Here is a 21944-nt window from a genome sequence, read left to right as displayed (position 1 = left end):
GATAGTACCTCTTATTATTATATACTGAGTAAGAGGATAATTAATTATTGGATAAAATTCCATACATAGGCTATAATATTTAATCTTTTAGTCAATAATAAAAATAAAGTAAGACTAAAGGAGATAAATTATGAAAAGGGTATTTTATATATTCATAGGTCTAGCATTTATAACTTCAACTATAGCCTGTACTCAAATTTTAAAGAAAAATGATAGTAGAAATGTTGAAGTAAAGTCAGCATCTAAAGTACAAAGATCAGATAAATATAATTTTATAGATTTTAATATGATAGATAGCACACATGGATGGGCAGTTTCAAAAGAGGGAATACTTAAAACCGGGGATGGAGGATTTACCTGGGAGAATATTACCCCAAAAGGGATTAACGTAAGCGATAAACAATATATAGCTAGTAATAGTAAGGGTGTAAATAACAATTCATTATTTTATACAGTTTTAGATAAAGAAATTGGTTTTATAGCTTATAAAGAAAAAAATAAGATAAACATATTTAAAACTTTCAATGGAGGACAAAAATGGGAACAAACTATTTTAAATCTAGAAAGAAATTGGAATGATGAAACAATAGAAGTTAATATAGATGTTGTAAATTCTAAAGAAACTTTTGTAATGGTTACATCGCCTAAGATATCAAACAATCTAAGAATGGAAATATATAAAACAGATGACTCAGGCAGCCATTGGTCAAAGGTAACTAAAAATGTTATAGATAGTTTAAATAATAAGGATAGTTCTTATAATATAGAGGGTATAACAGGTATAAAATTCATTAGTAATAATATGGGATGGTACACTATTAAGGGTGAAAAAACAAAATATCCATTTATATATAATACAAAGGATGGAGGAGTAACCTGGGAAGTTCAAAAATTAAATGTACCTAAAGAATACTTGAAAAATAATGAATATAGTATAAACACTTTTCCACCTAAGTTTAGCAAAGATAATAAACAAGGATATCTTCCAGTAGAAATTAAATCTAAGGAGAAATCATCTATGATATTTTATAAAACTATAGATGGGGGTGCAACTTGGAATCCCTCAATTCCTGTTGAGGCCCAAGGGGGCATAGAAATAATCTATGGAGTAGATAAAGATGGCATACTTTGGATTGTAGATGGAGGAGGAAATAAAATATATAGAATTTTTTATAATGATAGTAATGTAAATGAAATAACCACTGAAATAAATCTTAGAGGAAGAAAGGTACAGTTTATAGATAAGGATACAGGGCTATTAATATTGGAGGGCATACTATATAAAACTAAAGATAAGGGAATCACATGGGAAGTAGTTAGATAAAGGAAATTGCCACATTTTTAATGTTGAACCATCAGTATGGGATTTGCATCTAGAAAAGCTTTCATTTCGCTAAAAACGGCTAATATTTTTGAATTTAAAATACCTAAGCCTTCTAAACTCGTTTGACTGAAATAATTGTACGGTATTTTAAATTTTGAAATAAAGCCGTTTTAAAGCTTATTCAATGCTTTATACGATGCAAATCCCATACCTGTTAACATCAAAAACCGATATGGTGAAAATTTGATTATTATAAATTCATATGATATACTTACCTAGGTAATAATTGCATGGGTAAGTAAATGGAGGACAAAATGAAATTAAATTTATATGGTCATAAGGTAAATCAATTAGGTAGATATTTTACTAAGAAATTAAATGAGAAGATTTCTCCACTTGGACTATATGCGTCACAATGGGGAATTATATTATACTTATATGAAAAAAGGCACTGTACACAAGTTGAATTGAGTAAATATCTTTGTGTAGAAGCGCCAACGATTACTAGGACATTAACGAGAATGGAAGAAATGGGATGGATAATTCGAGAAGAGGGAAATGATAAAAGGGAAAGGCATATACAATTAACTAAAAAAGCTTTTGAAGCATTCCCTCAATGGCATGAAGTTTCAACAAATTTAGAAATGGATGCTATACGTGATATCTCCCAGGAAGAATTGGAAGTATTTAATGATGTTTTAAAAAAGATGATAAAAAACTTAGAATGAGGGGAAATAATATGTCAGAAAAGAATTATGAATTAAATAACAATATCACAAAAATAAATTTTAATTTTTTAATTAGAATTATAGTATTTATAATTGGAATATTTATTTTAGCTTTAGGAGCTGCAACTGTAATTAGAGCTAGTCTTGGAGTAGCAACATGGGATGTTTTGCATATTGGACTAGCTAATTTAACTAACTTATCTATAGGCAGATGGGTTCAAATAGTAGGGATTATTATGGTTTTGATGACATCTTTCTTTGAAAAGAAAGTTCCTGCTATTGGTAGTGTATTAAATATACTTCTAGTTGGTTTTTTTCTTAACGGTATTTTAACCTTAGAATTAATACCGTCCTTTACAGGAATAATCTCAAAATCTGCATTATTAGTACTAGGTATTGTATTTATGGGAATTGGGTCAGGAATGTATGTAGCATCCAAAGTAGGAGCTGGACCTAGAGATGGTATGACTTTATTTATAGCGAAAAGATTCTCCATTTCTATTAGATTATCTAGAACTTTACTTGAGATAACAGCATTAACAATTGGATGGTTAATTGGAGGACCTGTTGCACTTGGCACATTTATTTCAGTACTTCTAATTGGACCTGTTATGCAAACTTCACTAAAATATTGGACAAGACAATTGGATAAGTTGTATTGTTAAAGCTTTTATAGTATTTTTAATTGTATTAAACTGTAACCATGATATATAATAAAATAGTAAAATACATTCATGTAACCAATATTTAACTTTAATTTATATATTAGATAAAGGTGAGGGGATAGTAGCATGGAGATATCCAGAGTTAGAAATTCTTCTTTAATAAATAAAAATGATAATAAAGCTATAGGTGAAAAAAGAGACTTTTCTCAGAACTTTAGCTTTGCAAGAGAAAGAAGAAATGAGCAACAGTTAAAAGAAATGCTAGAAGAGATACAAAAAAAGGGTAATAGGCTTGCTGTAACAAAATGTTACTCAGATGTGTTTGCTTACAAAAAAATGATAAAAGAATACTTAAACTCGGTATTATCATATATGTATGGTGTAAAAAAGGACATAAGCTTTTGGCAAACTCAATACTTTATTACAGTAGATACTATTGATGGAAAATTACAAGAACTTACTGAAATGCTTTTAAGTAATGAAAAGGAGAATTTAGATATAGCAAAAACTATAGATGACATCTCAGGACTTATAGTAGATATTTATAAATAAATATATTTAGTATGTTTTAAGTTTAGCTATGTATAAAAATTTAACTTCACAATTAAATATCCATGTTATAATAATTTATCTTATGTGACCATGTTTAAAATCTACATTTTATGTAGGTTTTAAACATGGTTTTATATTTTTCAAAATTAAGAGGATAATTATATTTTTGTTGAATATATATGTAATATAAATTTCTATGAAGAAAGGAAGGATATGTATGGCTCCTGTAACGGCACTTTTAATTATTGCAGTTATTTTTGCACTTGGAGACTTTATAGGAACAAAGACAAAAGCATGGATACCATCGGTATTTGTAGTAGCGGTATTATTTTTAGCAGGCTATTGGACTTTTTTACCTAAAAATTTAATTGATTTGCCTGGATTTGGAATGCCTTTTGCAAGTATAGCTATGTATATGTGTATTACTCATATGGGAACTATTATAAGTATTTCAGAATTAATAAAACAGTGGAAAGTCATTGCGGTAACTCTAGCTGGACTTACTGGAATGATAATTGCATGTTGGTTTATATGTATTCCATTAGTAGGAAGAGAGTATGTAGTATCAGGACTTCCACCACTCACAGGGGGAATAGTAGCTGCTCTTATGATGCAGGAAGGTGCTGCAAAGAAAGGATTAGAGCTTGCTTCAATTCTTGCAATAGTAATGTATGTAATGCAGGGATTTGCGGGATATCCACTTACCGCTATTTGTTTAAAAAAAGAGGGAAGAAGACTTTTGAGAATATACCATGAAAATGGAGGATGTGAAGGAGTTAAAGCTTTAGAGCAAGCTTCAGCGGCAGAAATAAAATTAGAGAAGAAAAAACTTATACCTAAAATCTCTACAAAGTATAATACTGCTTCGGTAATGTTTGCAAAGATGGCTTTCAGTTCATTTCTAGCAGTACAAACAGCAGCACTTACTCATAATAAGGTTTCACCATTTGTATTATGTTTAGTTTTTGGCATCATACTTCAAGAAATAGGATTTTTAGAAAGGGATATACTACATGCTTCTAATTCATTTGGATTTTTAATGTTTGTGCTTATGGTATATGTATTTGGAGCGCTTTCAAAAGCTACTCCAGCAATGCTTGTAAAAATAGCTTGGCCTTTGATAATAATTATAGTTGTAGGGGTAATAGGAATGGCTATTACTTCAGTGCTTTTAGGAAAATTCCTTGGAATGACCAAAGAAATGGCTTTTGCAACTTCACTTACAGCTTTATATGGGTTCCCACCAAATTATGTTTTGACAGAAGAAGCTTCTAAGGCGCTTGCTAAGGATGAAGATGAAAAGAAATATCTCATGGATCAGATGCTTCCACAGATGATAGTAGGAGGATTTGTAACTGTTACTATAACTTCTGTTATAATAGCAGGAATATTTATAAACCTATTGTAGAAATTCAGTTTACTGAAATTTTCCATTTAGTAGGTGTTTGTAGATTGTATTTTTAATGTTTAATAATAGTATGGGATTTACATTGTAGAAAGCATTGAATAAGCAATTAGAAGCTCTTTATTTATGAATTTAAATCACCGTTAAGAACTTTTTACCGTCTGAGCCGACAGCGAGTTTAAAAAGTTTAGGTGATTTAAATTCATAAATATTAGAGCTTCTTTGTGCAATGAACCGCTTTCCTAAATGCAAATACCATACGGAATATTCAACATTAAAAATTTATGAGTTTTATATTTGTCCAAGTGCTTTTAAGATAACTTGAGCAATTATTGCAGAGCCAATATAAGTTCCTATAAATACTATACAAGATACTACGATAAGTCTCCATCCGGATTTTTTAAAGCTATCTAAATCTTTACCTATAGAAAGTCCAACGTAACCAAGTATTGGAGTGGTTAAAGCTAAGAAGTCTACTTTTGCAATATATTTAGACATTTGACCCGCACCAGGAAAACTTGGGTAAGTTAATATACAAGCTAGTGTTACTATATAAGCTACTGCTGGAATTTTACCAGGCAACACCTTACTTAAAGAAATTCCAGCAATGGATATTGCAATTAATATAAGCATACCAGGAAGAGCTTCAAATATATTATGCTTAGGTCCTATCATGTTTCCAACAAGGGAAAGTAATCCTATTAATATTAATACAAATAATGAATCTTTAATTTTCATAGATTATACCTCCTTTGCTATTTTAGGCTGAGTTTTTTCTACCTCAGGGGCAGGAACGCCATATTTTAATTTATAACTCTTTCTATAAAGCCACTCAGCAAAAGGTAACGCAATCCAAAGTGACATATATAATCCATCAAGACCTGATAGCATATTACTTGCTGCACCAAAAGCTGCTAAAGTATCTGCCATTTCAGGGAACATTGCGCTTAATGAACCAACTGATGCAGTCATCATACTAGCACTCCCAACACCAGATGCCATAGCCAGTGCATAAGGATGGAGTGGAGTATAAGCTGCACATAAACTTGCTATTACTCCAAAGAATACTGTTCCAAGTACTGTTCCACAAATGTAAACACCCATTACACCTTTTCCTTCATCACCATCTAAGCCATACACATCGCTTATTAAAGCTACATTTGGTTCTCTAGAAACTGAGTGAGCAGCACCTATAGATTCACGTTTTAATCCTAAAAATACTGCTATAGGAACACCTAAAAGTACAGTGCCTATATTCCCAAACTCTTGAAGTATTAAAGCAGGACTGGACTTGATTATTTTAGGAAGAGTAGGTCCGATTTGTGAACCATACTTAGCCATTAAAAGCATAAGAGATATAGTAATAAGGGAACCAGCATCAGACATATCTTTATCATTTAATACTTTCAAAAATTTAGGGCTTAGAAATATTCCCATTATTAATGCGTAAAGCATAGGTAACAGAACTATTGTTCCCGGACCAAATTTAAATTTCATAACACCTATCATTTCAGCAATTATAACTAGTATAAGAACTAAACCGTGATTTTTCCAATTTTTCATTTATTGTACCTTCCTTTCAAAACGATCTTCTAAAAACTTTATGTAGGCCTCTTTATTTTTAAATGTTGGAGTATATGAGCTCATTAAATATTTAGCTTCTGCAGCATCTTTATAAAGCAAATCTATAACTGTCATGGCCATAAGCTTTGCAGGTAAAATAACAGCTGCATTGAAGTCTTCTACTTTAAAATCTTTAGTATGAAGTGCTCCAGATACACCCCCTATAAACGGATGAATCGATGGAATCAAGTTTGATATATCCCCCATATCTGTGGAAGCTGCGAAGTGCCCTGCATCTATAACTCTATCTTCGGGTAAAAGCTTCTGTGCATTTTCCTTAAATATGTTATTTAAGGGTAAAGAAGCCTTTAATGGCATATGACCTGGAATTGTCTCTATTATAGTTTGTGCTCCCATGGCAAAGCCACCACCAAGCAAGGCTCGGTCAACTTTTTCATTTGTAATTGTAATAGCGTCTACAGAATTAGCCCTTACATAGGTCTCCATTCTTACATCTGATGGAACGCTGTTTACTGTGTCCCCGCCTTTTGTTATAACAGGATGTACTCTTATAGAATCTTCATCCCTAAAAGATTCTCTTAAAGCATTTATTCCCATGATTCCAAGCATAGCTGCGTTTAGCGCATTTACTCCTTCATGAGGCGCCTCTGCTGCATGAGCGGCCTTTCCTATATATTGTACAGTTTTACCAACAAATCCATTACTAGATTTTCCAATGGCTACAGTAGGTTTAGGTGAGTTTTTTAAAGAATGAACCATCATAGCTATATCTACATCATCAAAAGCTCCTCTATATATAAGTTCTTGTTTTCCTGATAAAAAGTGAAGTTTTCCTTCCTCTTTAAGTTTTTGTCTATAAGAAATTTCTATGTATTCTTCTGCAGGAACTGCCATAAATGTAACATTCCCACATAATTGATTTTCTATATTTGAAAGTTTCAATCCCAGTGCGGCCCCAAGCATTGAAGCTATTTGTAAGTTGTGTCCACAAGTATGAGAAGCACCAGTTACTTTATTAGCCTTATCACTATCAAAACATATTACTCCATCTAATTCCCCAAGAATTGCTACATTAGGCCCATTACCAGAAGTCTTAAGTTTTCCTTTCACTCCTGTAATAGCTAAATTATTTTCATAGGATATATTTAGCTCTTTTAAAAAATCACAAACTTTTTTAGAAGTTTCTGTTTCTTTAAAACCTAGCTCAGGTTCATTTTCTATAGCTAAAGCTAAGTCCATTATTTCACCTGCATTTTCATCAATAATGTCACATACTATTTTTTTTAATCCCTCTCTAATCAATGGTATCCCCCCTAAATTAAAAATAATCTAAATATTGTGTACTCTTTGTGAGAACAAGTGTTTTTTTAATGCGTACAAGTCAATTGTACGCCGCTAAAAGTTATTTGTCAATATAGAAATAAATATGTTGCTAGTTGAATGTATTTATGATTATAAGTTTAAAAAGTGTTCATAAAACATTTAAAAGTTTTATATTTTTACGAATATGCACATTGAACAATGTATAAAGTTATTTTATGAATAATTTTATTCTTTTTTATGAATTATGGCATATATTTAGGTACTTTGGATTGACAGAAATAACATAATGAATTAACATAAATATAACGAAAAATTTAACAAAGCATGATTATGTAGGGGGAATTTAAAATGAAAAAGTTTATAGGATTAGCGCTAGTTTCGGCATTATCATTATCAGTATTAGCAGGTTGTGGAGGTTCTTCTAAATCAACAGATGCAAGCAAAGAAGCTACCTATAAGGATGGTAAGTATAGGGCAAGCTTTGATAGATTAGATACTCACGGATGGAATGCATTTACTGAGATAGAAATTAAAGATGGCAAAATTGCAACAGTAGATTTTGACTATTTAAATAAAGACAATAAGAGAAAATCTGAAGATGCAGATTATATTAAGGCAATGGCTTCAAAGTCTGGAACTTCACCAGATAAATATTGCCCACAGCTTGAAAAAGCTTTAATTGATAAGCAGGATTTAGAAAAAGTTGATGGTGTTACTGGAGCTACTAATTCAACAAATAATATGAAGCAGTTAGCTAAGCTAGCTTTGGAAAATGCTAAAAAAGGCGATTATAATGAAGTAATAGTACCACAGCCAGACGTAAAGGAAGAAAAAAAATAATAAGACAAATAAGCTAAAATATCTATATGAGAACAACTTTAAATGGTTATCAATGTGATAAAAATTATCATATTGATAGCCATTTTGTTTTATAATTAGCTAATTTTTAACATAGGAAGATCATATATTTAATATATGTAGTTAATAGGTAACAGGTAAGTTAGAGAAAATATGCTAACTGATTTTTATTAGAAAGCATTGATTATTAAGCATAAAGGTTGGCATAAATAATGCTATGTATATGATTAAAAATAAAAAAGGGGTGAGTTGTATGAAAACAGAATTAAGAGGCAGTAATGATGTAAGCTTTCTTGAAAGGTATTTTAAATTGCAAGAAAATAAGACTACAGTTAAAACAGAAGTAATGGCAGGTATTACTACATTTCTTACTATGGCATACATTATAGCTGTAAATCCAGAATTTTTATCTGCTACTGGGATGGACAAAGGAGCAATACTTACATCTACATGTATCGCAGCGGGATTAACTACAATACTAATGGGTGTGTATGCTAACTTACCATTTGCATTGGCATCTGGTATGGGACTAAATGCATTTTTCGCTTTTTCAGTTTGTATAGGAATGAAAGTTCCTTGGCAGGTTGCATTAACAGCAGTATTTGTAGAAGGTATTATATTTATAGTATTGTCTTTAACAAAAGTAAGAGAAATGGTAGTAAATTCAATACCTACTACTCTTAAAATAGCAGTTAGTGCGGGTATTGGATTATTTATAGCTTTAATTGGATTTGAAAATGCAAAAATAGTTGTAAATGATGATGCTACACTTATTACTTTAGGAAAAATGGCAGATCCAAGAGCAATTATATGTATGCTTGGTGTAATAGTTATAGCAATTATGACTTATAAAAATATAAAGGGTGCAATACTATGGGGTATACTTATTTGTTCTGTAGCGGCTTGGGGCTATGCATTAGCTATAGGACCAGATGTAGCTGCTAAAAATTATGGAATATTTGTTCCAAGTGGCATTTTTGCATTTCACGGTATATCACCAATTGCATTCAAACTAGATTTTTCTGTACTCACTCATTCACAAGGCATTATTACCTTTTTAACTGTAATGCTAACATTTTTATTTGTAGATTTCTTTGACACAGTGGGAACATTAGTTGGTGTTGCGTCTAAAGCTAATATGTTCGACAAAGATGGAAACGTTATAAGAGCAAGACAGGCACTTTTAAGTGATGCTATAGGAACAACCTTTGGTGCAATGATAGGAGTTTCTACAGTTACAACTTATGTAGAAAGTTCTGCAGGAGTTGCTGAGGGCGGAAGAACAGGATTAACATCTGTAGTTACAGGATTATTATTTTTAGTAGCCATAGTATTTGCTCCTATATTTATGTCAATTCCAAGCTGTGCTACAGCACCAGCGTTAATTGTAGTTGGACTATTTATGATGCAAAATGTAGTTCAAATAGACTTTTATAACTATGTAGAAGCAATACCAGCATTTTTAACAATAATACTCATGCCCCTAACTTATAGTATAGCTACTGGACTTATGTTTGGAGTTGTATCTTATGTTATATTAAGTGTACTTGCAGGTAAAAAAGAAAAAATATCTGGAACTATGTATGTACTTGCGCTATTATTTTTATTAAAGATGATATTTATGTAAGTAAGATAGTTTAATTATAAAGGGGGAATGAATTATGCTAGAAAGTATGAAAAGTAATATTAAAATTGCCGCCCGTAAAGAAAAGGCCCCTTTGGTATTAAAAAATGCTTTTTTCCTAAATGTATTTACTAGGGAGTTTGAAAAAGGAGATATTGCTATAAATAATGGAATCATAGCAGGTATTGGCAGCTATGAAGGAATAGAAGAAATAAATTGTGATGGCCTTTTTGTAACTCCTGGGCTTATAGATGCTCATGTTCATATAGAATCATCCAAAGCAATACCTGAGATTTTTTCTCAGGTATTGCTTCAAAATGGAGTGACTACTTGTATTACAGATCCGCATGAAATAGCTAATGTTTTGGGAGAAAAGGGCTTAGACTTTATGATGGAAAATAGCAAGAAGAGTTTGATGGATATATTTTATATGATACCATCATGCGTTCCAGCTACTGAATTTGAGGATAATGGAGCGCTACTTAGATCGGAAGATATAGAGTCCTACAGGGACAGAGAAAATGTAATTGGACTAGCAGAGGTGATGGATGTACCTTCTGTTGTAAATTGTACTGAATGGATATTAAAAAAGATAAATATGTATAAAGATAAAACTATAGATGGACATTGTCCTCAAATAAGTGAAGAATGGTTAAATGCATATATAGCGGCGGGAGTAAAAACGGATCATGAATGCAGTGACGCTATGCAGGCTTTAGAAAAAGTTAAAAAGGGCATGTATGTAATGATTAGGGAAGGCTCTGCCGCTAAAAATTTATTAAGCTTACTACCAGCAGTAAATGAAAAAAATTACTCAAGATTTTTATTTTGTACTGATGACAAAGACATAGGAGATCTTATAGAAAAGGGATCTATAAATGAGAATATAAAGCTTTCCATAGAACATGGATTGGATGAAATTATAGCATATACTATAGCATCATACAATGCAGCTCAGTGTTATAATTTAAAGGACAGAGGGGCTATAGGTCCAGGTTATAAAGCAGATTTAGTAATACTGAGTGATTTGAAAAAGGTTATCATAGATAAAGTTATAAAAAGTGGGAGGGTTTATAATCATAAGTTTGATTTTAAAGGTACAAATCCTAACTTGCAAAACTCTATGAATTTAGATGTCGTTACTGAGGAGAGTTTTAAGATAAAAGCTAAATCATCTAAAATAAATGTTATAAAGGTTATAGAAAATTCTATTGAAACCAAAAAAGAAGAAAGAGAAGTTATAATCCAAAATGGATATGTGAACAGTGTAAAGGGAGAAGATATTTTAAAAATAGCTGTGTTTGAAAGACATAAAAATACAGGTAAATATTCATTAGGATATATTGAAGGATTAGGCCTTACAGAATGCTCTGTAGCGCAGACTATAGCACATGACTCCCATAATGTAATAGTAGTTGGAAGCTTAGATAGTGACATGGCACTTGCTGTAAACAGACTTATAGAAATTGGTGGAGGAATAGTTTTAGTTTCAAATGGAAAAGTAATTGAAGAGCTAGAACTTCCAATAGCAGGTCTAATGACATACAAAGAACCAAGTTATGTTATAGATAAACTTTCTAATATGAATAGTTTCATAAAAACTCATGAAAAATATGAAGATAAGGATATATTTTTAACTTTAGGTTTTATGGCACTTCCTGTAATACCTGAGTTAAAAATAACAGCAAGAGGACTATTTTATTTTAAGGATTATAAATTTATAGATTTGTTTTGTTAATAAAAGATTATAAAATAAGTGGTAAGGGAAGACTCTTATCACTTATTTTATTTATAATATTGAGATATTCTAATCTAATTTTAATCTTTCCCTAATTATTCTCTAATTAATCTACTCTATAATAAAATCATAAGTTAAGTCAATAAATTTTGGAGGGATTAAGTTGTCAATAAAATTAGAACAAATTGATGAATTAAGAAAAAGAATTAATGTAAGTTATGAAGATGCAAAGGAAGCTTTAGAAAACTGTGATGGAGATATATTGGAGGCAATAGTATATCTAGAAAAAAACAATAAAGTTAAAGCTGAAAAAAATGATGGCGAAAAGGAATGTTTCTTTGACAAAATTAAGGCACTTATAAGGAAGGGAAACAATATTAGATTTGTTGTTAAGAAGAAAGAGAAAATAGTTGTAAATTTATCTCTTAACGTTTCTATATTAATAGCGATATTTGGATTTCATATAGCTTTTATTGGTTTAATCCTAGCTTTACTATGCGGGTTTAGAATGAAGTTTGAAACTAATAAGGGTGAAGATATAAAGATAAACCAAACTCTTGATAAAGTACAAGATGAAATACAAGAAATTAAAAATGATTTAGTAGGTTAAATATAAATTGCATTGGCTATATACCAGTGCGATTTTTTACTTGCAATAGTTTGGTTATTTAGATTTAATAATAATTAAGGTTGAGTTTATATATATGGTTAAAGTGGAGGACTATCATTATGAATAATCAAAGGATTCTTATTATTGAAGATGAAATTAAAATAGCTAGGTTTTTGGAACTTGAGCTTAAACATGAAGGATACGAAGTTGATCAAGCACATGATGGGAGGAAGGGACTTGACAAGGCCTTCGAGAAAGAATTTGATTTAATTATATTAGACATTATGCTTCCTTCCATGAATGGTATTGAAGTTCTAAGGAGATTAAGGCAAGGTTCTGAAGTTCCTGTTATCATGCTTACGGCTAAAGATGAAATTATGGATAAAGTTGTGGGATTAGATATGGGTGCTAATGATTATGTAACTAAGCCTTTTGCAATTGAGGAATTACTTGCAAGAATTAGAGCAGTACTTAAAAGAAAAATAACTCAAGCAGTAGCATCAAATATTCTCCAGTTGGGTGATTTAAAAGTTGATTTAGATAAGTATATAGTAACATATAATAACCAGGTAATAGAACTTACTAAAAGAGAATTTGATTTACTTCAGTATTTCCTAGAAAATAAAAATATTGTTCTTACAAGAGATAAAATCCTTCAAGCAGTGTGGGGATATGATTATATGGGTGACACTAATGTAGTTGATGTATATGTTAGATATATAAGAGGTAAGATTGATGATAAATATAATAAAAAAATAATTCATACTGTTAGAGGGGTGGGATACCTACTAAAAGATGAAAAATGATAGAAGGTTTTCACAATCAGTGAGACAGATAATAAGATGTATAGCTATAGTTCCTTTTTTATTGGTCAAGAAAGTAATAAGCTTAGTAAGGAGGTTAAAAAATAGATTTGTTGAAAAATTAAGATTTTCTTTAACTTTTAAAATAACAATAGTATATATGTTTATAATAAGTCTTATTCTAATGTTGTTAAGTGGTGCAATAATAGGCGGATTTGCTATATATGCTGGATGGAATGCTGAAGGTAATTTGCAAAAGGACTTTCAGTTAATTTCAGATTACTTAAAAGAAAATACAGAAATTCCAGTAGAGAAGTTAAATAGGATTTCTAGGCTTGATAATATTTCAATATCCGTATTTGATGAAAATAAGAATTTATTATATACAACAGAAAATGAGAAAGATTCTATAATTTTTTATAATGAAAGTAAAGAAAATCAAAGTATAGTTATTAATGAAAACTATATGATTATAAAAGATAGAGATAAGGTTTATGTTGATTGGGATCATCTTAACAATAATGATAATAATTTTGGATATGCTATGATACTTAGTAATAGAATGCACTGGCAGTCAAAAGATGTTTACATTCAAGTTAAAGATAGACTAATAAATGAAATATTTAGTGTAATAGTTTTAGCTTCTACACTATTATTTATAGATATAGTTGTTACAATCATAGTTCTACTTGCTGGTACAAGGGCTAGCAGAAAAACTTTAAAACCAATTCAAACAATGACAAATACAGTTAAAAATATAACTATTAAAGCATTAGATACAAGACTTAATATCAGAGGATCTCAAGATGAACTTAAAGATTTAGCAAGAACTTTTAATACTATGCTTGATAGAATACAGCAGTCCTATGAGCAACAAAATCAATTTGTATCAGATGCTTCTCATGAATTAAGAACTCCGATTTCAGTTATTCAAGGATATGCAAATATGCTAGATAGATGGGGAAAGGACGATAAAAGCGTCCTTGAGGAATCTATTTCTGCAATTAAAACTGAATCTGAAAGTATGAAATCACTTATAGAAAAGCTTTTGTTTTTAGCACGAGGAGACAAGAATACTCAAAAGGTTGAAAAAGAGGAGTTTTATTTAAATAAATTAATTGATGAAATAGTTAAAGAAACAAAGCTTATTGATAGTACTCATGAAATAAAAAGTGAAAAGAATGATTTAGCAAAGATTAATGCAGATTATAAAATGCTTAAAGAAGCTCTGAGAGTATTTATAGATAATAGTATAAAGTATACTCCAGAGGGAGGAGTAATAAAGATTAATTGTTCACTTCAAGATAATGAAGTTTTAATTTCTATTGAAGATACAGGCATGGGGATTTCAAAAGAAGACTTACCACATATCTTTGATAGGTTTTATAGAGCAGATAAATCAAGAACAAAACAAACAGGTGGCACAGGACTAGGCTTATCTATTGCAAAATGGATTATATTTAAGCACAATGGAGGGATTACTGTTGAAAGCAGAGTTAATGTAGGTACAAAGATAAATATAACATTACCTAGTATATAAAAATAAATATATAAAAAGGAAGATAGTAAAAGAATAGTTGAGTTAGATGTAGGCTTAAGAAGGGATTTCTTAAGTCTATATTAATATACTAAATAATTATAACGTCAAAAAATACATTAATATCTTAATAAAACACAAATTTCTAATCAAATTTTAATATTAAATAAAGAAATTCTTAAGAATTAGCTGATATAATAAGTCAAGTGATTAGAAAATATGAGTAATATTAAGGAGTTTGATTATAAAAAATGAGCCACAAAAATATTTATCTAGTTTTATCTAGAACAGGCACCTGGCTTTCAAATTTAATAAGTTTATTCACTGAAGGCAAATATATACATTCTTCTATTAGTTTTGATAGTAGTTTTACTAAGATGTATTCTTTTGGTAGGACAAACCCTGACAATCCTTTTTCAGGTGGATTTGTTGAAGAAAGTTTATATGATGGAGTATATAAAAAGTTCTCCAGAAGTGAGTGTGTAATATATAAATTAGAAGTTACAGAAGAACAGTATAATATCTTAAAAAATGAAATAGAAGGATTTTTAGAAAAAAGGGATGAATATAAATATAATTTTTTAGGCTTATTTGGAGTTTTGCTTAATCAACCGGTTAAAAGAAAAAATTATTATTTTTGTACTCAGTTTGTTTCAGAAGTTTTAATTAAAAGTGGCGTTTATGATACTGATAAAAACCCTGCATTAATTAAGCCGGATGATTTATTTTCAATTGAAAACAAGGACCTAATTTACGAAGGTTTTATAAATCAATGTTTCAGATTTCAGAAAGCATATAATTTTAACTAATAATTCATATATATAATAAATAAAGAATTATATAATTAACAAATAAAATAGCTAATATTACTTCATAAATACAGTAACTGCAATGGATTAAAAAATTTAGAGTGTAATCCTTAATAAATAGTATTCAAAAGCAGCCTTTAAAATGGGCTGTTTTTTTATTAATATACTGTATTAAAGATTAAGTTAATTTTAACAAAGTTATATAATAAAAAAAATACAATTAACATATAAGTTGAAAATTTCGGAAAATTATAAAAAAAGTATTGACATTAATTAGGTGAAGTTGTATTATAAGGATAACACTTGTATGACAGGTGACAACAGTTATCTGTAATATGATAGAAGGGAGGTAAATAGTTATGATTGGGGAAAATCTTGAAAAAATTTTTTCATTAGAGAGAAAAGTAATAGTTTTAACAGGCGCTACAGGTGGCATAGGAAGTGCTTTAGCTAAAGGACTTGCTAGCGTAGGTGCTGAAATGGTACTTTGTGGTACAAGCATGGAGAAATTATCAATGCTTCAAGAGGAAATTGAAAATTTTAATGGAAAAGCAAAAGGTTTTGTGCTTGATATTGGTAACATGGATTCTATAAAACAATGTGTAAAGGATATCAACCAGGAATATGCCAAGATTGATGTTCTTATCAATTGTGCAGGAATTAACAAAAGAGAAGGTTTTTTAGATGTAGAAGAAGAGACCTATGATAAAATTATGGATGTTAATTTAAAAGGACTATTCTTCTTTTCACAAGAAATTATAAAGATTATGATTGAAGCTAAAAGTGGAAATATCATAAATATAGCATCTCATAACTCATTTGGAATGTTAGGTGGTTGTAGTGTATACGGTGCTACCAAAAGTGCTCTTTTAGGTATAACAAGGTCAATGGCAGTGGAGCTTGCTCAATATGGAATTAGAGCAAATGCAATTGCACCAGGACATATTTTAACACCTTTAACAACAGTCACTTGGGAACATCCTGAGCGCAGTAAATTTTTAAAAGAAAGAACTGCAATGGAAAGGCCAGGAAATCCCGAAGAACTTGTAGGAATAACTATTATGCTTGCATCAGATGCATCAAGCTATATGACTGGTATGGCTTATCATGTAGATGGAGGATATTTAGCTGGAGGAAAGCCTTGGTTATATGATACTAAATACTAATTACAAAGATTTTATCCTGTATGTAGCACTTCATATAAATAAGTGATATAATCAACTTAATTAATTCTAAAAATTCATTAAAATGGAGTGGTAATACAAAAGAATGGCTATTAAACAGGTTAAAAAATCAAGTGTAGGAGAACAAGTTTTTGAACAACTTAAAAATCAGCTCTTAAATAATGAATGGAAGCAGGGAGAAAAAATCCCATCAGAAAATGATTTGGCAGATGCCTTTGGAGTTAGTCGTGCAACAGTACGTCAAGCGATACAAAAACTTACGGTTTTAGGACTATTAGAAACAAGATTAGGTGAAGGCTCCTTCGTAAAGGAAGCAAAGCCAGGATTATATATGAATACAATTATTCCGATTGCTTATCTTGGACAAAATTCATTTGAAGAAGTTTTAGAATTTCGTAGAAGAATAGAAGGCGTAGTGGCAGAACTAGCAACAGAAAAGATCACTGAGGATGATATAAAAGAGCTTGAAAAATGCTATAGAAATATGGAGTTATATAAGGATGATCTAGAATCGTTTTCCAAGGCTGATTTTGAATTTCATTTGACTATAGCAGAAGCAACAAAAAATTCATTATTTATAGAGATATATAATATCATTCATGATATCTTATATGATGCCATGACCAAAGTTGTTATCAAAAGGGGTAATTCAGCTGGTCTTTGTTATCACAAGCTACTTTTGGAAGCTATGAAAAAGGGTGATTCAAAAGAAGTAAGAAGACTCATGGATGAACATATGGAAGATACAGTAAATACATTTAGAAAATATGATGAAAAAGAAGAGTAGAATACCTACTTTTCTACAAAGATACTTGTAGGACAACATACACCATACAGATATACACAGTATGTAAACGTTAAAGGAGTGATAATACATAGATTTAAAATAAGGGTTAGGGAAAAGAAAGAAGGTAAAACTATAAAAAATTAGGGGGAAATAAAATTATGTTACCAAGTACTTTTTTACTTATTTTAATTGGGGCAGTAGCGTTTCTTATGCTATTTATCTTAAAGTTTAAAATGAATCCGGTTCTGGCAATATTGCTTGTAACACTTCCTATGGCAATACTTCTTGGAAATTCACCAACTAAAGCAATTGAAGCTATCAACAATGGCTTTGGGGCAACTCTTTCATCTATAGGTATTGTTATTATTTTAGGTAGTATCATTGCAGTTATAGTTCAAGATACAGGGGCAGCTATACCAATAGCAAACTTTTTTGTAAAGCTTGTACATGGAAAAAATGTTGAACTTGGACCATCTATGGCAGGATATATACTTTCAATTCCAGTGTTTGGAGATATAACAACTCTATTATTAGCTCCTATCGCTAGTAACCTTGCACAAAAACACAAAATAAGCATGGCTAAAATGGCAGTATTTATCTGTATTGCATTAAATATAACGCACTGTCTAGTACCACCAACACCAGGTATCTTAGCAATTACCCTTCAAATAGGTGCAGATCTTGGTAAAGTAATATTGTTTGGTACAGTTATAGGTCTTATAGGTTTCTTTGCAGTATATTTCTTACTTAGAAATTGGGCAGGAAAAGAAATGATACAACCTATTGATGAATACCTTGATGCACAAGAAGAAATGTCATCTGAAAGCAATCGTGAAATTGCAGCTGTTAGTGATGCTGTAATTAGCAACTTACCATCAACAATACACTCATTCTTACCACTATTTTTACCAGTAGTATTAATTACAGTTGCTTCTTTTATAAAGGTAGCATTAGATCCAAATAGTTTATCTTATACAATTATCACATTCCTTGGTGACCGTGTAGTTGCATTACTTCTTGGAGTAGTTGCTGCTATGACACTTGTAATTGGAAGAGAAGAGAAAGTTAAACATATAGCTAAAAGACATAATCCAAAGCTTGGAGAAAATGCTTCTTTACTTGATTGTATATTTGGGGAATGGGTAACAAGAGCATTACACATGGCAGTAGTTCCACTACTTGTAACAGGTATGGGGGGAGCATTTGGTAAAGTTCTTGCAGCAGCGCCAGCAGCTAAAGACTTAGCAAGCATAATAGCAGGTTCTGGAATACCAGCGCTTGTAATCCCATGGCTAATTGCTATGGTTATGATGGCTTGCCTAGGCTCTATGACAATGGCTCAAATGACAGCAACAGCTTTAGTACTACCATTAATACCATCACTTGGATTATCACCACTTGCTACAGTACTTGCTATAGGTGCAGGTGCAATTGGACCTAACCATGTAAATAACAGTGGTTTCTGGGTATTCAGTGGATTTTACAACTTAAATCCAAAACAGGCATTAAAATATATAACATTCCCAAGTATAGTTATCAGCATAGTTTTATTTGTAATAATCTTTGCATTTAATTCAATTGGACTTTTGGGATAATTAATAATTAGCTAATTACTTGAGCTTGGACAATGACAATTTGTCCAAGTCTCCTTAAATAATATTTCATTGGGAAGGGAGATTTTTAATATGTCAAACATAAAGCAAAAGAGCGCTCCAGAAAGACTTTTGTGGGCACAATTTGATGCATTACAAATGGGATCAGGATGGGACGAAGAGGATATAACAAAGCCTCAAATATTAGTAGAAGATGTATTTGGAGATAGCCATCCAGGTAGTGTTCATTTAAATAAACTTACAGATCAAGCAAAATACGGTATATTTGAACGTGGAGGTTTCCCAGCACAATTTCATGCAACAGATATTTGTGACGGATGTGCACAGGGACATGATGGTATGAATTACATACTAGCTTCCCGCGAAGTACTTTGTGATATGGTAGAAATTCATGCTTCGGTTAGTCCGTGGGATGGTATGATTTTAGCAGCTTCTTGTGATAAATCCATTCCTGCACACCTAAAGGCTGCAGCAAGGCTTGATATACCAACAATATTTATTCCAGGTGGAAGTATGAGACCGGGACCTAATATGACAACATCTTTAGTGGCAGGAGATATATCACTTCGTCAAAAACGTAAAGGTGAAATTACAAATCAAGAAATAAGAGATTATAAATTAACAGGATGTCCTTCAGTAGGTGCTTGTACATTCCTTGGAACAGCAAGCACTATGCAGTGTATGGCAGAAGCTCTTGGATTAGCATTACCAGGTTCAGCTCTTATGCCTGCAACCATGACAGATATACTTCGTAATGCTAGAAAAGCTGGAAGAATTATTATGGAACTTGTTGAAAAAGGAATAACAGCCAGTAGGATATTAACTAGAGAAGCATTTATAAATGCTATTATTATTCATAGTGCTATAGGGGGATCTACTAATGCAACTATTCATCTTCCTTCTATAGCCCTAGAACTTGGAATAGAATTAGAACCTGAATTATTTGATGAAATAAATCATAGAATACCTCACATTGGGAATATCAATCCAAGTGGACAACATTTAACAGAGACATTCTGGTTTGCAGGTGGTATTCCAATGGTACAGCTTATACTTAAGGATTATCTAAACCTTGATGTCATGACAGCTACAGGAAAAACTCTAGGTGAAAATCTTGAAGATTTACAAAGAGAAAATTACTTTGAAAGAAATCTTGGATACCTACATAATTATGGAGTTAAGAGGGAAGAGGTAATATTTCCTGTAGAAAATGTTAAGGAAATAGGTTCCATAGCCATCCTTAAAGGGAATATAGCTCCAGAAGGTTCTGTAGTTAAATACTCTGCTTGTGCTGAAAATATGCGTTTTCATAAGGGGACTGCAAGAGTTTATAATTGTGAAGAAGATGCATATAATGCAGTTGTTAATGGAGATATTAATCCAGGTGATGTTATAGTTGTTCGTTATGAGGGACCTCGTGGAAGTGGTATGCCTGAAATGCTTATGACAACAGAAGCCATTGTTTGTGACAAACGTTTAAATGGTACGGTTTCCCTGATAACGGATGGAAGATTTTCTGGTGCTACTCGTGGTGCTGCAATTGGACATGTTTCTCCAGAAGCTGCATCAGGTGGTCCGCTTGCATGGGTAGTTACAGGAGATATCATAGAATATAATATTGAAAAACGTGCATTAAATGTTGTGGGCATAAATGGAGTGGAAATGCCTCTTAAAGAAGTTGATAGAGTATTTGCTGAAAGGGCTAGGGAAGGAATAATTCCAAGACCTCCAAGAAAGGGTATATTTAAAAGATATACGGATTCTGCATTGTCAGCAATGAAAGGTGCGGGTTATTAAAAATTTAAGAGAATATTATATAGATATTAATTAAAGGGGATGTTTTTAATGAAAGCAAGATTTTTAACACCAGTGGTAACAGCATTTGATGAAAACGGAAAACTGGATATACAAGCTAATAAAAATATATATGATCATCTTATTAATGGTGGGGTAGATGGCATAGTTGTAATGGGAAGTACAGGTGAATTTTTTAATATGCCTTTAGCTCAACAAAAAGAACTTATTGACTTAGCTGTAGGTTATATAAATAAAAGAACAAAGGTTTATATTGGAACAAGCTGCATGTCAGTTGAAGATACAATTGAGATGGCTAACTATGCAAACAGCGCAGGGGCTGATGCTGTTATGATTATTAGTCCTTATTATTTCAGGCTTTCTAATGAGAGTATAGAGTCGTTTTATAATCAAGTTGCTTCATCAACAGAAGCACATATATACCTTTATAACTTCCCAGATAGAACTGGGCATGATTTATCACCAGAACTTACACTTAAACTTGTTAAAAAGAATAAAAATATTGTTGGATACAAGGATACAGTAACAGTAATGGCGCATACGAGATCACTAATTTCATTAATAAAACCGGAATTTCCTGAGTTTGATATTCTATCCGGATTTGATGAAAACTTTGCACACAATATTCTTTGCGGTGGTGGAGGATGTATAGGCGGACTTTCAAATCTTGCACCAGAAATATTTGCTGCATGGACCAAAGCTGTTAATGAAAAGGATTTTGATAAAATAGCTGAATATCAAAAGATTGTTGATAAAATGATGAAGATTTATGATATAGGAACTCCGTTTATTCCAATTATAAAGAAGGCAATGATGATAAGAGGAATTGATATGAAAGACTACTGTACAAAGCCATTTATTCAAGCAAGTTATGAGCAAACTCAAAAAATTATAGCTATTATGAAAGAAGTGAATCTTTTATAGAAATTATTAATATATAGATAAGGATAAAGGAGAAAGTTATTATGAGTATTTATTATATACC

The 21944-nt window shown here is 31.3% G+C and carries 20 protein-coding genes; 17 read left to right on the top strand and 3 right to left on the bottom strand.

All coding sequences use genetic code 11. The features are described from left to right. The first annotated feature begins 130 nt into the window (after positions 1–130). The 5 genes from DP68_RS17185 to DP68_RS17165 all read left to right on the top strand — a co-directional run bounded on the left by DP68_RS17185 (position 131) and on the right by DP68_RS17165 (position 4677). A complete protein-coding gene (locus tag DP68_RS17185; RefSeq protein WP_035311647.1) occupies positions 131–1324 on the top strand; it encodes a hypothetical protein in 1194 nt (397 codons plus the stop codon). A 314-nt stretch (positions 1325–1638) separates the two neighbouring features. Continuing rightward, on the top strand, positions 1639–2052 hold the full coding sequence (locus DP68_RS17180; protein WP_035311646.1) for a MarR family transcriptional regulator: 414 nt from the start codon (positions 1639–1641) through the stop codon (positions 2050–2052). A gap of 11 nt (positions 2053–2063) precedes the next feature. Continuing rightward, a complete protein-coding gene (locus tag DP68_RS17175; protein ID WP_052085883.1) occupies positions 2064–2717 on the top strand; it encodes a membrane protein in 654 nt (217 codons plus the stop codon). Positions 2718–2843: 126 nt separating this feature from the next. Next, entirely contained in the window at positions 2844–3269 is a 426-nt protein-coding gene (locus DP68_RS17170; protein ID WP_035311645.1) for a YaaR family protein, read from the top strand. Between the two features lie 217 nt (positions 3270–3486). After that, positions 3487–4677 (top strand): hypothetical protein, encoded by a 1191-nt coding sequence (locus DP68_RS17165; RefSeq protein ID WP_291550089.1) that lies wholly within the window; start codon positions 3487–3489, stop codon positions 4675–4677. Between the two features lie 288 nt (positions 4678–4965). On the opposite strand, the gene DP68_RS17160 is transcribed toward DP68_RS17165, so the two are convergent. Genes DP68_RS17160 through DP68_RS17150 form a run of 3 tightly spaced genes read right to left on the bottom strand, consistent with a single transcriptional unit; the run spans position 4966 to position 7560 of the window. Next, positions 4966–5412 carry a hypothetical protein gene (locus DP68_RS17160; RefSeq protein ID WP_035311644.1) on the bottom strand — a complete coding sequence of 149 codons (447 nt, stop codon included), beginning with the start codon at positions 5410–5412 and terminating at the stop codon, positions 4966–4968. A 3-nt stretch (positions 5413–5415) separates the two neighbouring features. Beyond that, entirely contained in the window at positions 5416–6237 is an 822-nt protein-coding gene (locus DP68_RS17155; protein WP_035311643.1) for a DUF3100 domain-containing protein, read from the bottom strand. Continuing rightward, positions 6238–7560 (bottom strand): amidohydrolase, encoded by a 1323-nt coding sequence (locus DP68_RS17150; RefSeq protein ID WP_035311642.1) that lies wholly within the window; start codon positions 7558–7560, stop codon positions 6238–6240. A 369-nt stretch (positions 7561–7929) separates the two neighbouring features. On the opposite strand from DP68_RS17150, the gene DP68_RS17145 reads away from it, so the two are divergent. The 12 genes from DP68_RS17145 to DP68_RS17090 all read left to right on the top strand — a co-directional run bounded on the left by DP68_RS17145 (position 7930) and on the right by DP68_RS17090 (position 21883). After that, a complete protein-coding gene (locus DP68_RS17145; protein WP_052085882.1) occupies positions 7930–8421 on the top strand; it encodes an FMN-binding protein in 492 nt (163 codons plus the stop codon). Between the two features lie 364 nt (positions 8422–8785). Beyond that, positions 8786–10066: an NCS2 family permease gene (locus DP68_RS17140; protein ID WP_363330967.1), complete on the top strand. Its 1281-nt coding sequence runs from the start codon at positions 8786–8788 to the stop codon at positions 10064–10066. Between the two features lie 34 nt (positions 10067–10100). After that, a complete protein-coding gene (gene ade, locus DP68_RS17135) occupies positions 10101–11801 on the top strand; it encodes an adenine deaminase (RefSeq protein ID WP_291550082.1) in 1701 nt (566 codons plus the stop codon). Positions 11802–11964: 163 nt separating this feature from the next. Beyond that, positions 11965–12411: a DUF4342 domain-containing protein gene (locus DP68_RS17130; protein ID WP_035311640.1), complete on the top strand. Its 447-nt coding sequence runs from the start codon at positions 11965–11967 to the stop codon at positions 12409–12411. Positions 12412–12530: 119 nt separating this feature from the next. Next, a complete protein-coding gene (locus DP68_RS17125; RefSeq protein WP_035311639.1) occupies positions 12531–13217 on the top strand; it encodes a response regulator transcription factor in 687 nt (228 codons plus the stop codon). Further along, positions 13207–14754 (top strand): ATP-binding protein, encoded by a 1548-nt coding sequence (locus DP68_RS17120; RefSeq protein ID WP_035311638.1) that lies wholly within the window; start codon positions 13207–13209, stop codon positions 14752–14754. The genes DP68_RS17125 and DP68_RS17120 overlap by 11 nt, the downstream gene beginning before the upstream one ends. Before the next feature lie 248 nt (positions 14755–15002). Beyond that, positions 15003–15560: a hypothetical protein gene (locus tag DP68_RS17115; protein ID WP_035311637.1), complete on the top strand. Its 558-nt coding sequence runs from the start codon at positions 15003–15005 to the stop codon at positions 15558–15560. 359 nt (positions 15561–15919) lie between these two features. Continuing rightward, a complete protein-coding gene (locus DP68_RS17110; RefSeq protein ID WP_035311636.1) occupies positions 15920–16726 on the top strand; it encodes an SDR family oxidoreductase in 807 nt (268 codons plus the stop codon). Between the two features lie 103 nt (positions 16727–16829). Further along, positions 16830–17531 (top strand): FadR/GntR family transcriptional regulator, encoded by a 702-nt coding sequence (locus DP68_RS17105; protein ID WP_035311635.1) that lies wholly within the window; start codon positions 16830–16832, stop codon positions 17529–17531. A gap of 158 nt (positions 17532–17689) precedes the next feature. Then, the gene (locus tag DP68_RS17100; protein ID WP_035311634.1) at positions 17690–19126 is read left to right on the top strand and encodes an SLC13 family permease; all 1437 of its coding nucleotides are present in this window, start codon (positions 17690–17692) and stop codon (positions 19124–19126) included. A 90-nt stretch (positions 19127–19216) separates the two neighbouring features. Next, entirely contained in the window at positions 19217–20941 is a 1725-nt protein-coding gene (ilvD, locus tag DP68_RS17095) for a dihydroxy-acid dehydratase (RefSeq protein WP_035311633.1), read from the top strand. A 48-nt stretch (positions 20942–20989) separates the two neighbouring features. Then, on the top strand, positions 20990–21883 hold the full coding sequence (locus tag DP68_RS17090; RefSeq protein WP_035311632.1) for a dihydrodipicolinate synthase family protein: 894 nt from the start codon (positions 20990–20992) through the stop codon (positions 21881–21883). Positions 21884–21944 lie beyond the last annotated feature (61 nt).

Source organism: Clostridium sp. HMP27 (genome assembly GCF_000765165.1).
GTDB lineage: Bacteria > Bacillota > Clostridia > Clostridiales > Clostridiaceae > Clostridium_AK.
Note: the sequence above shows the minus strand (reverse complement) of the source record. Positions and strands in the feature narration are given on the sequence as shown.

Coding starts and splice junctions, on each gene's coding strand:
- DP68_RS17185 (WP_035311647.1), top strand. CDS start 131: ATGAAAAGGGTATTTTATATATTCATAGGTCTAGCATTTATAACTTCA.
- DP68_RS17180 (WP_035311646.1), top strand. CDS start 1,639: ATGAAATTAAATTTATATGGTCATAAGGTAAATCAATTAGGTAGATAT.
- DP68_RS17175 (WP_052085883.1), top strand. CDS start 2,064: ATGTCAGAAAAGAATTATGAATTAAATAACAATATCACAAAAATAAAT.
- DP68_RS17170 (WP_035311645.1), top strand. CDS start 2,844: ATGGAGATATCCAGAGTTAGAAATTCTTCTTTAATAAATAAAAATGAT.
- DP68_RS17165 (WP_291550089.1), top strand. CDS start 3,487: ATGGCTCCTGTAACGGCACTTTTAATTATTGCAGTTATTTTTGCACTT.
- DP68_RS17160 (WP_035311644.1), bottom strand. CDS start 5,412: ATGAAAATTAAAGATTCATTATTTGTATTAATATTAATAGGATTACTT.
- DP68_RS17155 (WP_035311643.1), bottom strand. CDS start 6,237: ATGAAAAATTGGAAAAATCACGGTTTAGTTCTTATACTAGTTATAATT.
- DP68_RS17145 (WP_052085882.1), top strand. CDS start 7,930: ATGAAAAAGTTTATAGGATTAGCGCTAGTTTCGGCATTATCATTATCA.
- DP68_RS17140 (WP_363330967.1), top strand. CDS start 8,786: ATGGCAGGTATTACTACATTTCTTACTATGGCATACATTATAGCTGTA.
- ade (WP_291550082.1), top strand. CDS start 10,101: ATGCTAGAAAGTATGAAAAGTAATATTAAAATTGCCGCCCGTAAAGAA.
- DP68_RS17125 (WP_035311639.1), top strand. CDS start 12,531: ATGAATAATCAAAGGATTCTTATTATTGAAGATGAAATTAAAATAGCT.
- DP68_RS17120 (WP_035311638.1), top strand. CDS start 13,207: ATGAAAAATGATAGAAGGTTTTCACAATCAGTGAGACAGATAATAAGA.
- DP68_RS17115 (WP_035311637.1), top strand. CDS start 15,003: ATGAGCCACAAAAATATTTATCTAGTTTTATCTAGAACAGGCACCTGG.
- DP68_RS17110 (WP_035311636.1), top strand. CDS start 15,920: ATGATTGGGGAAAATCTTGAAAAAATTTTTTCATTAGAGAGAAAAGTA.
- DP68_RS17105 (WP_035311635.1), top strand. CDS start 16,830: ATGGCTATTAAACAGGTTAAAAAATCAAGTGTAGGAGAACAAGTTTTT.
- DP68_RS17100 (WP_035311634.1), top strand. CDS start 17,690: ATGTTACCAAGTACTTTTTTACTTATTTTAATTGGGGCAGTAGCGTTT.
- ilvD (WP_035311633.1), top strand. CDS start 19,217: ATGTCAAACATAAAGCAAAAGAGCGCTCCAGAAAGACTTTTGTGGGCA.
- DP68_RS17090 (WP_035311632.1), top strand. CDS start 20,990: ATGAAAGCAAGATTTTTAACACCAGTGGTAACAGCATTTGATGAAAAC.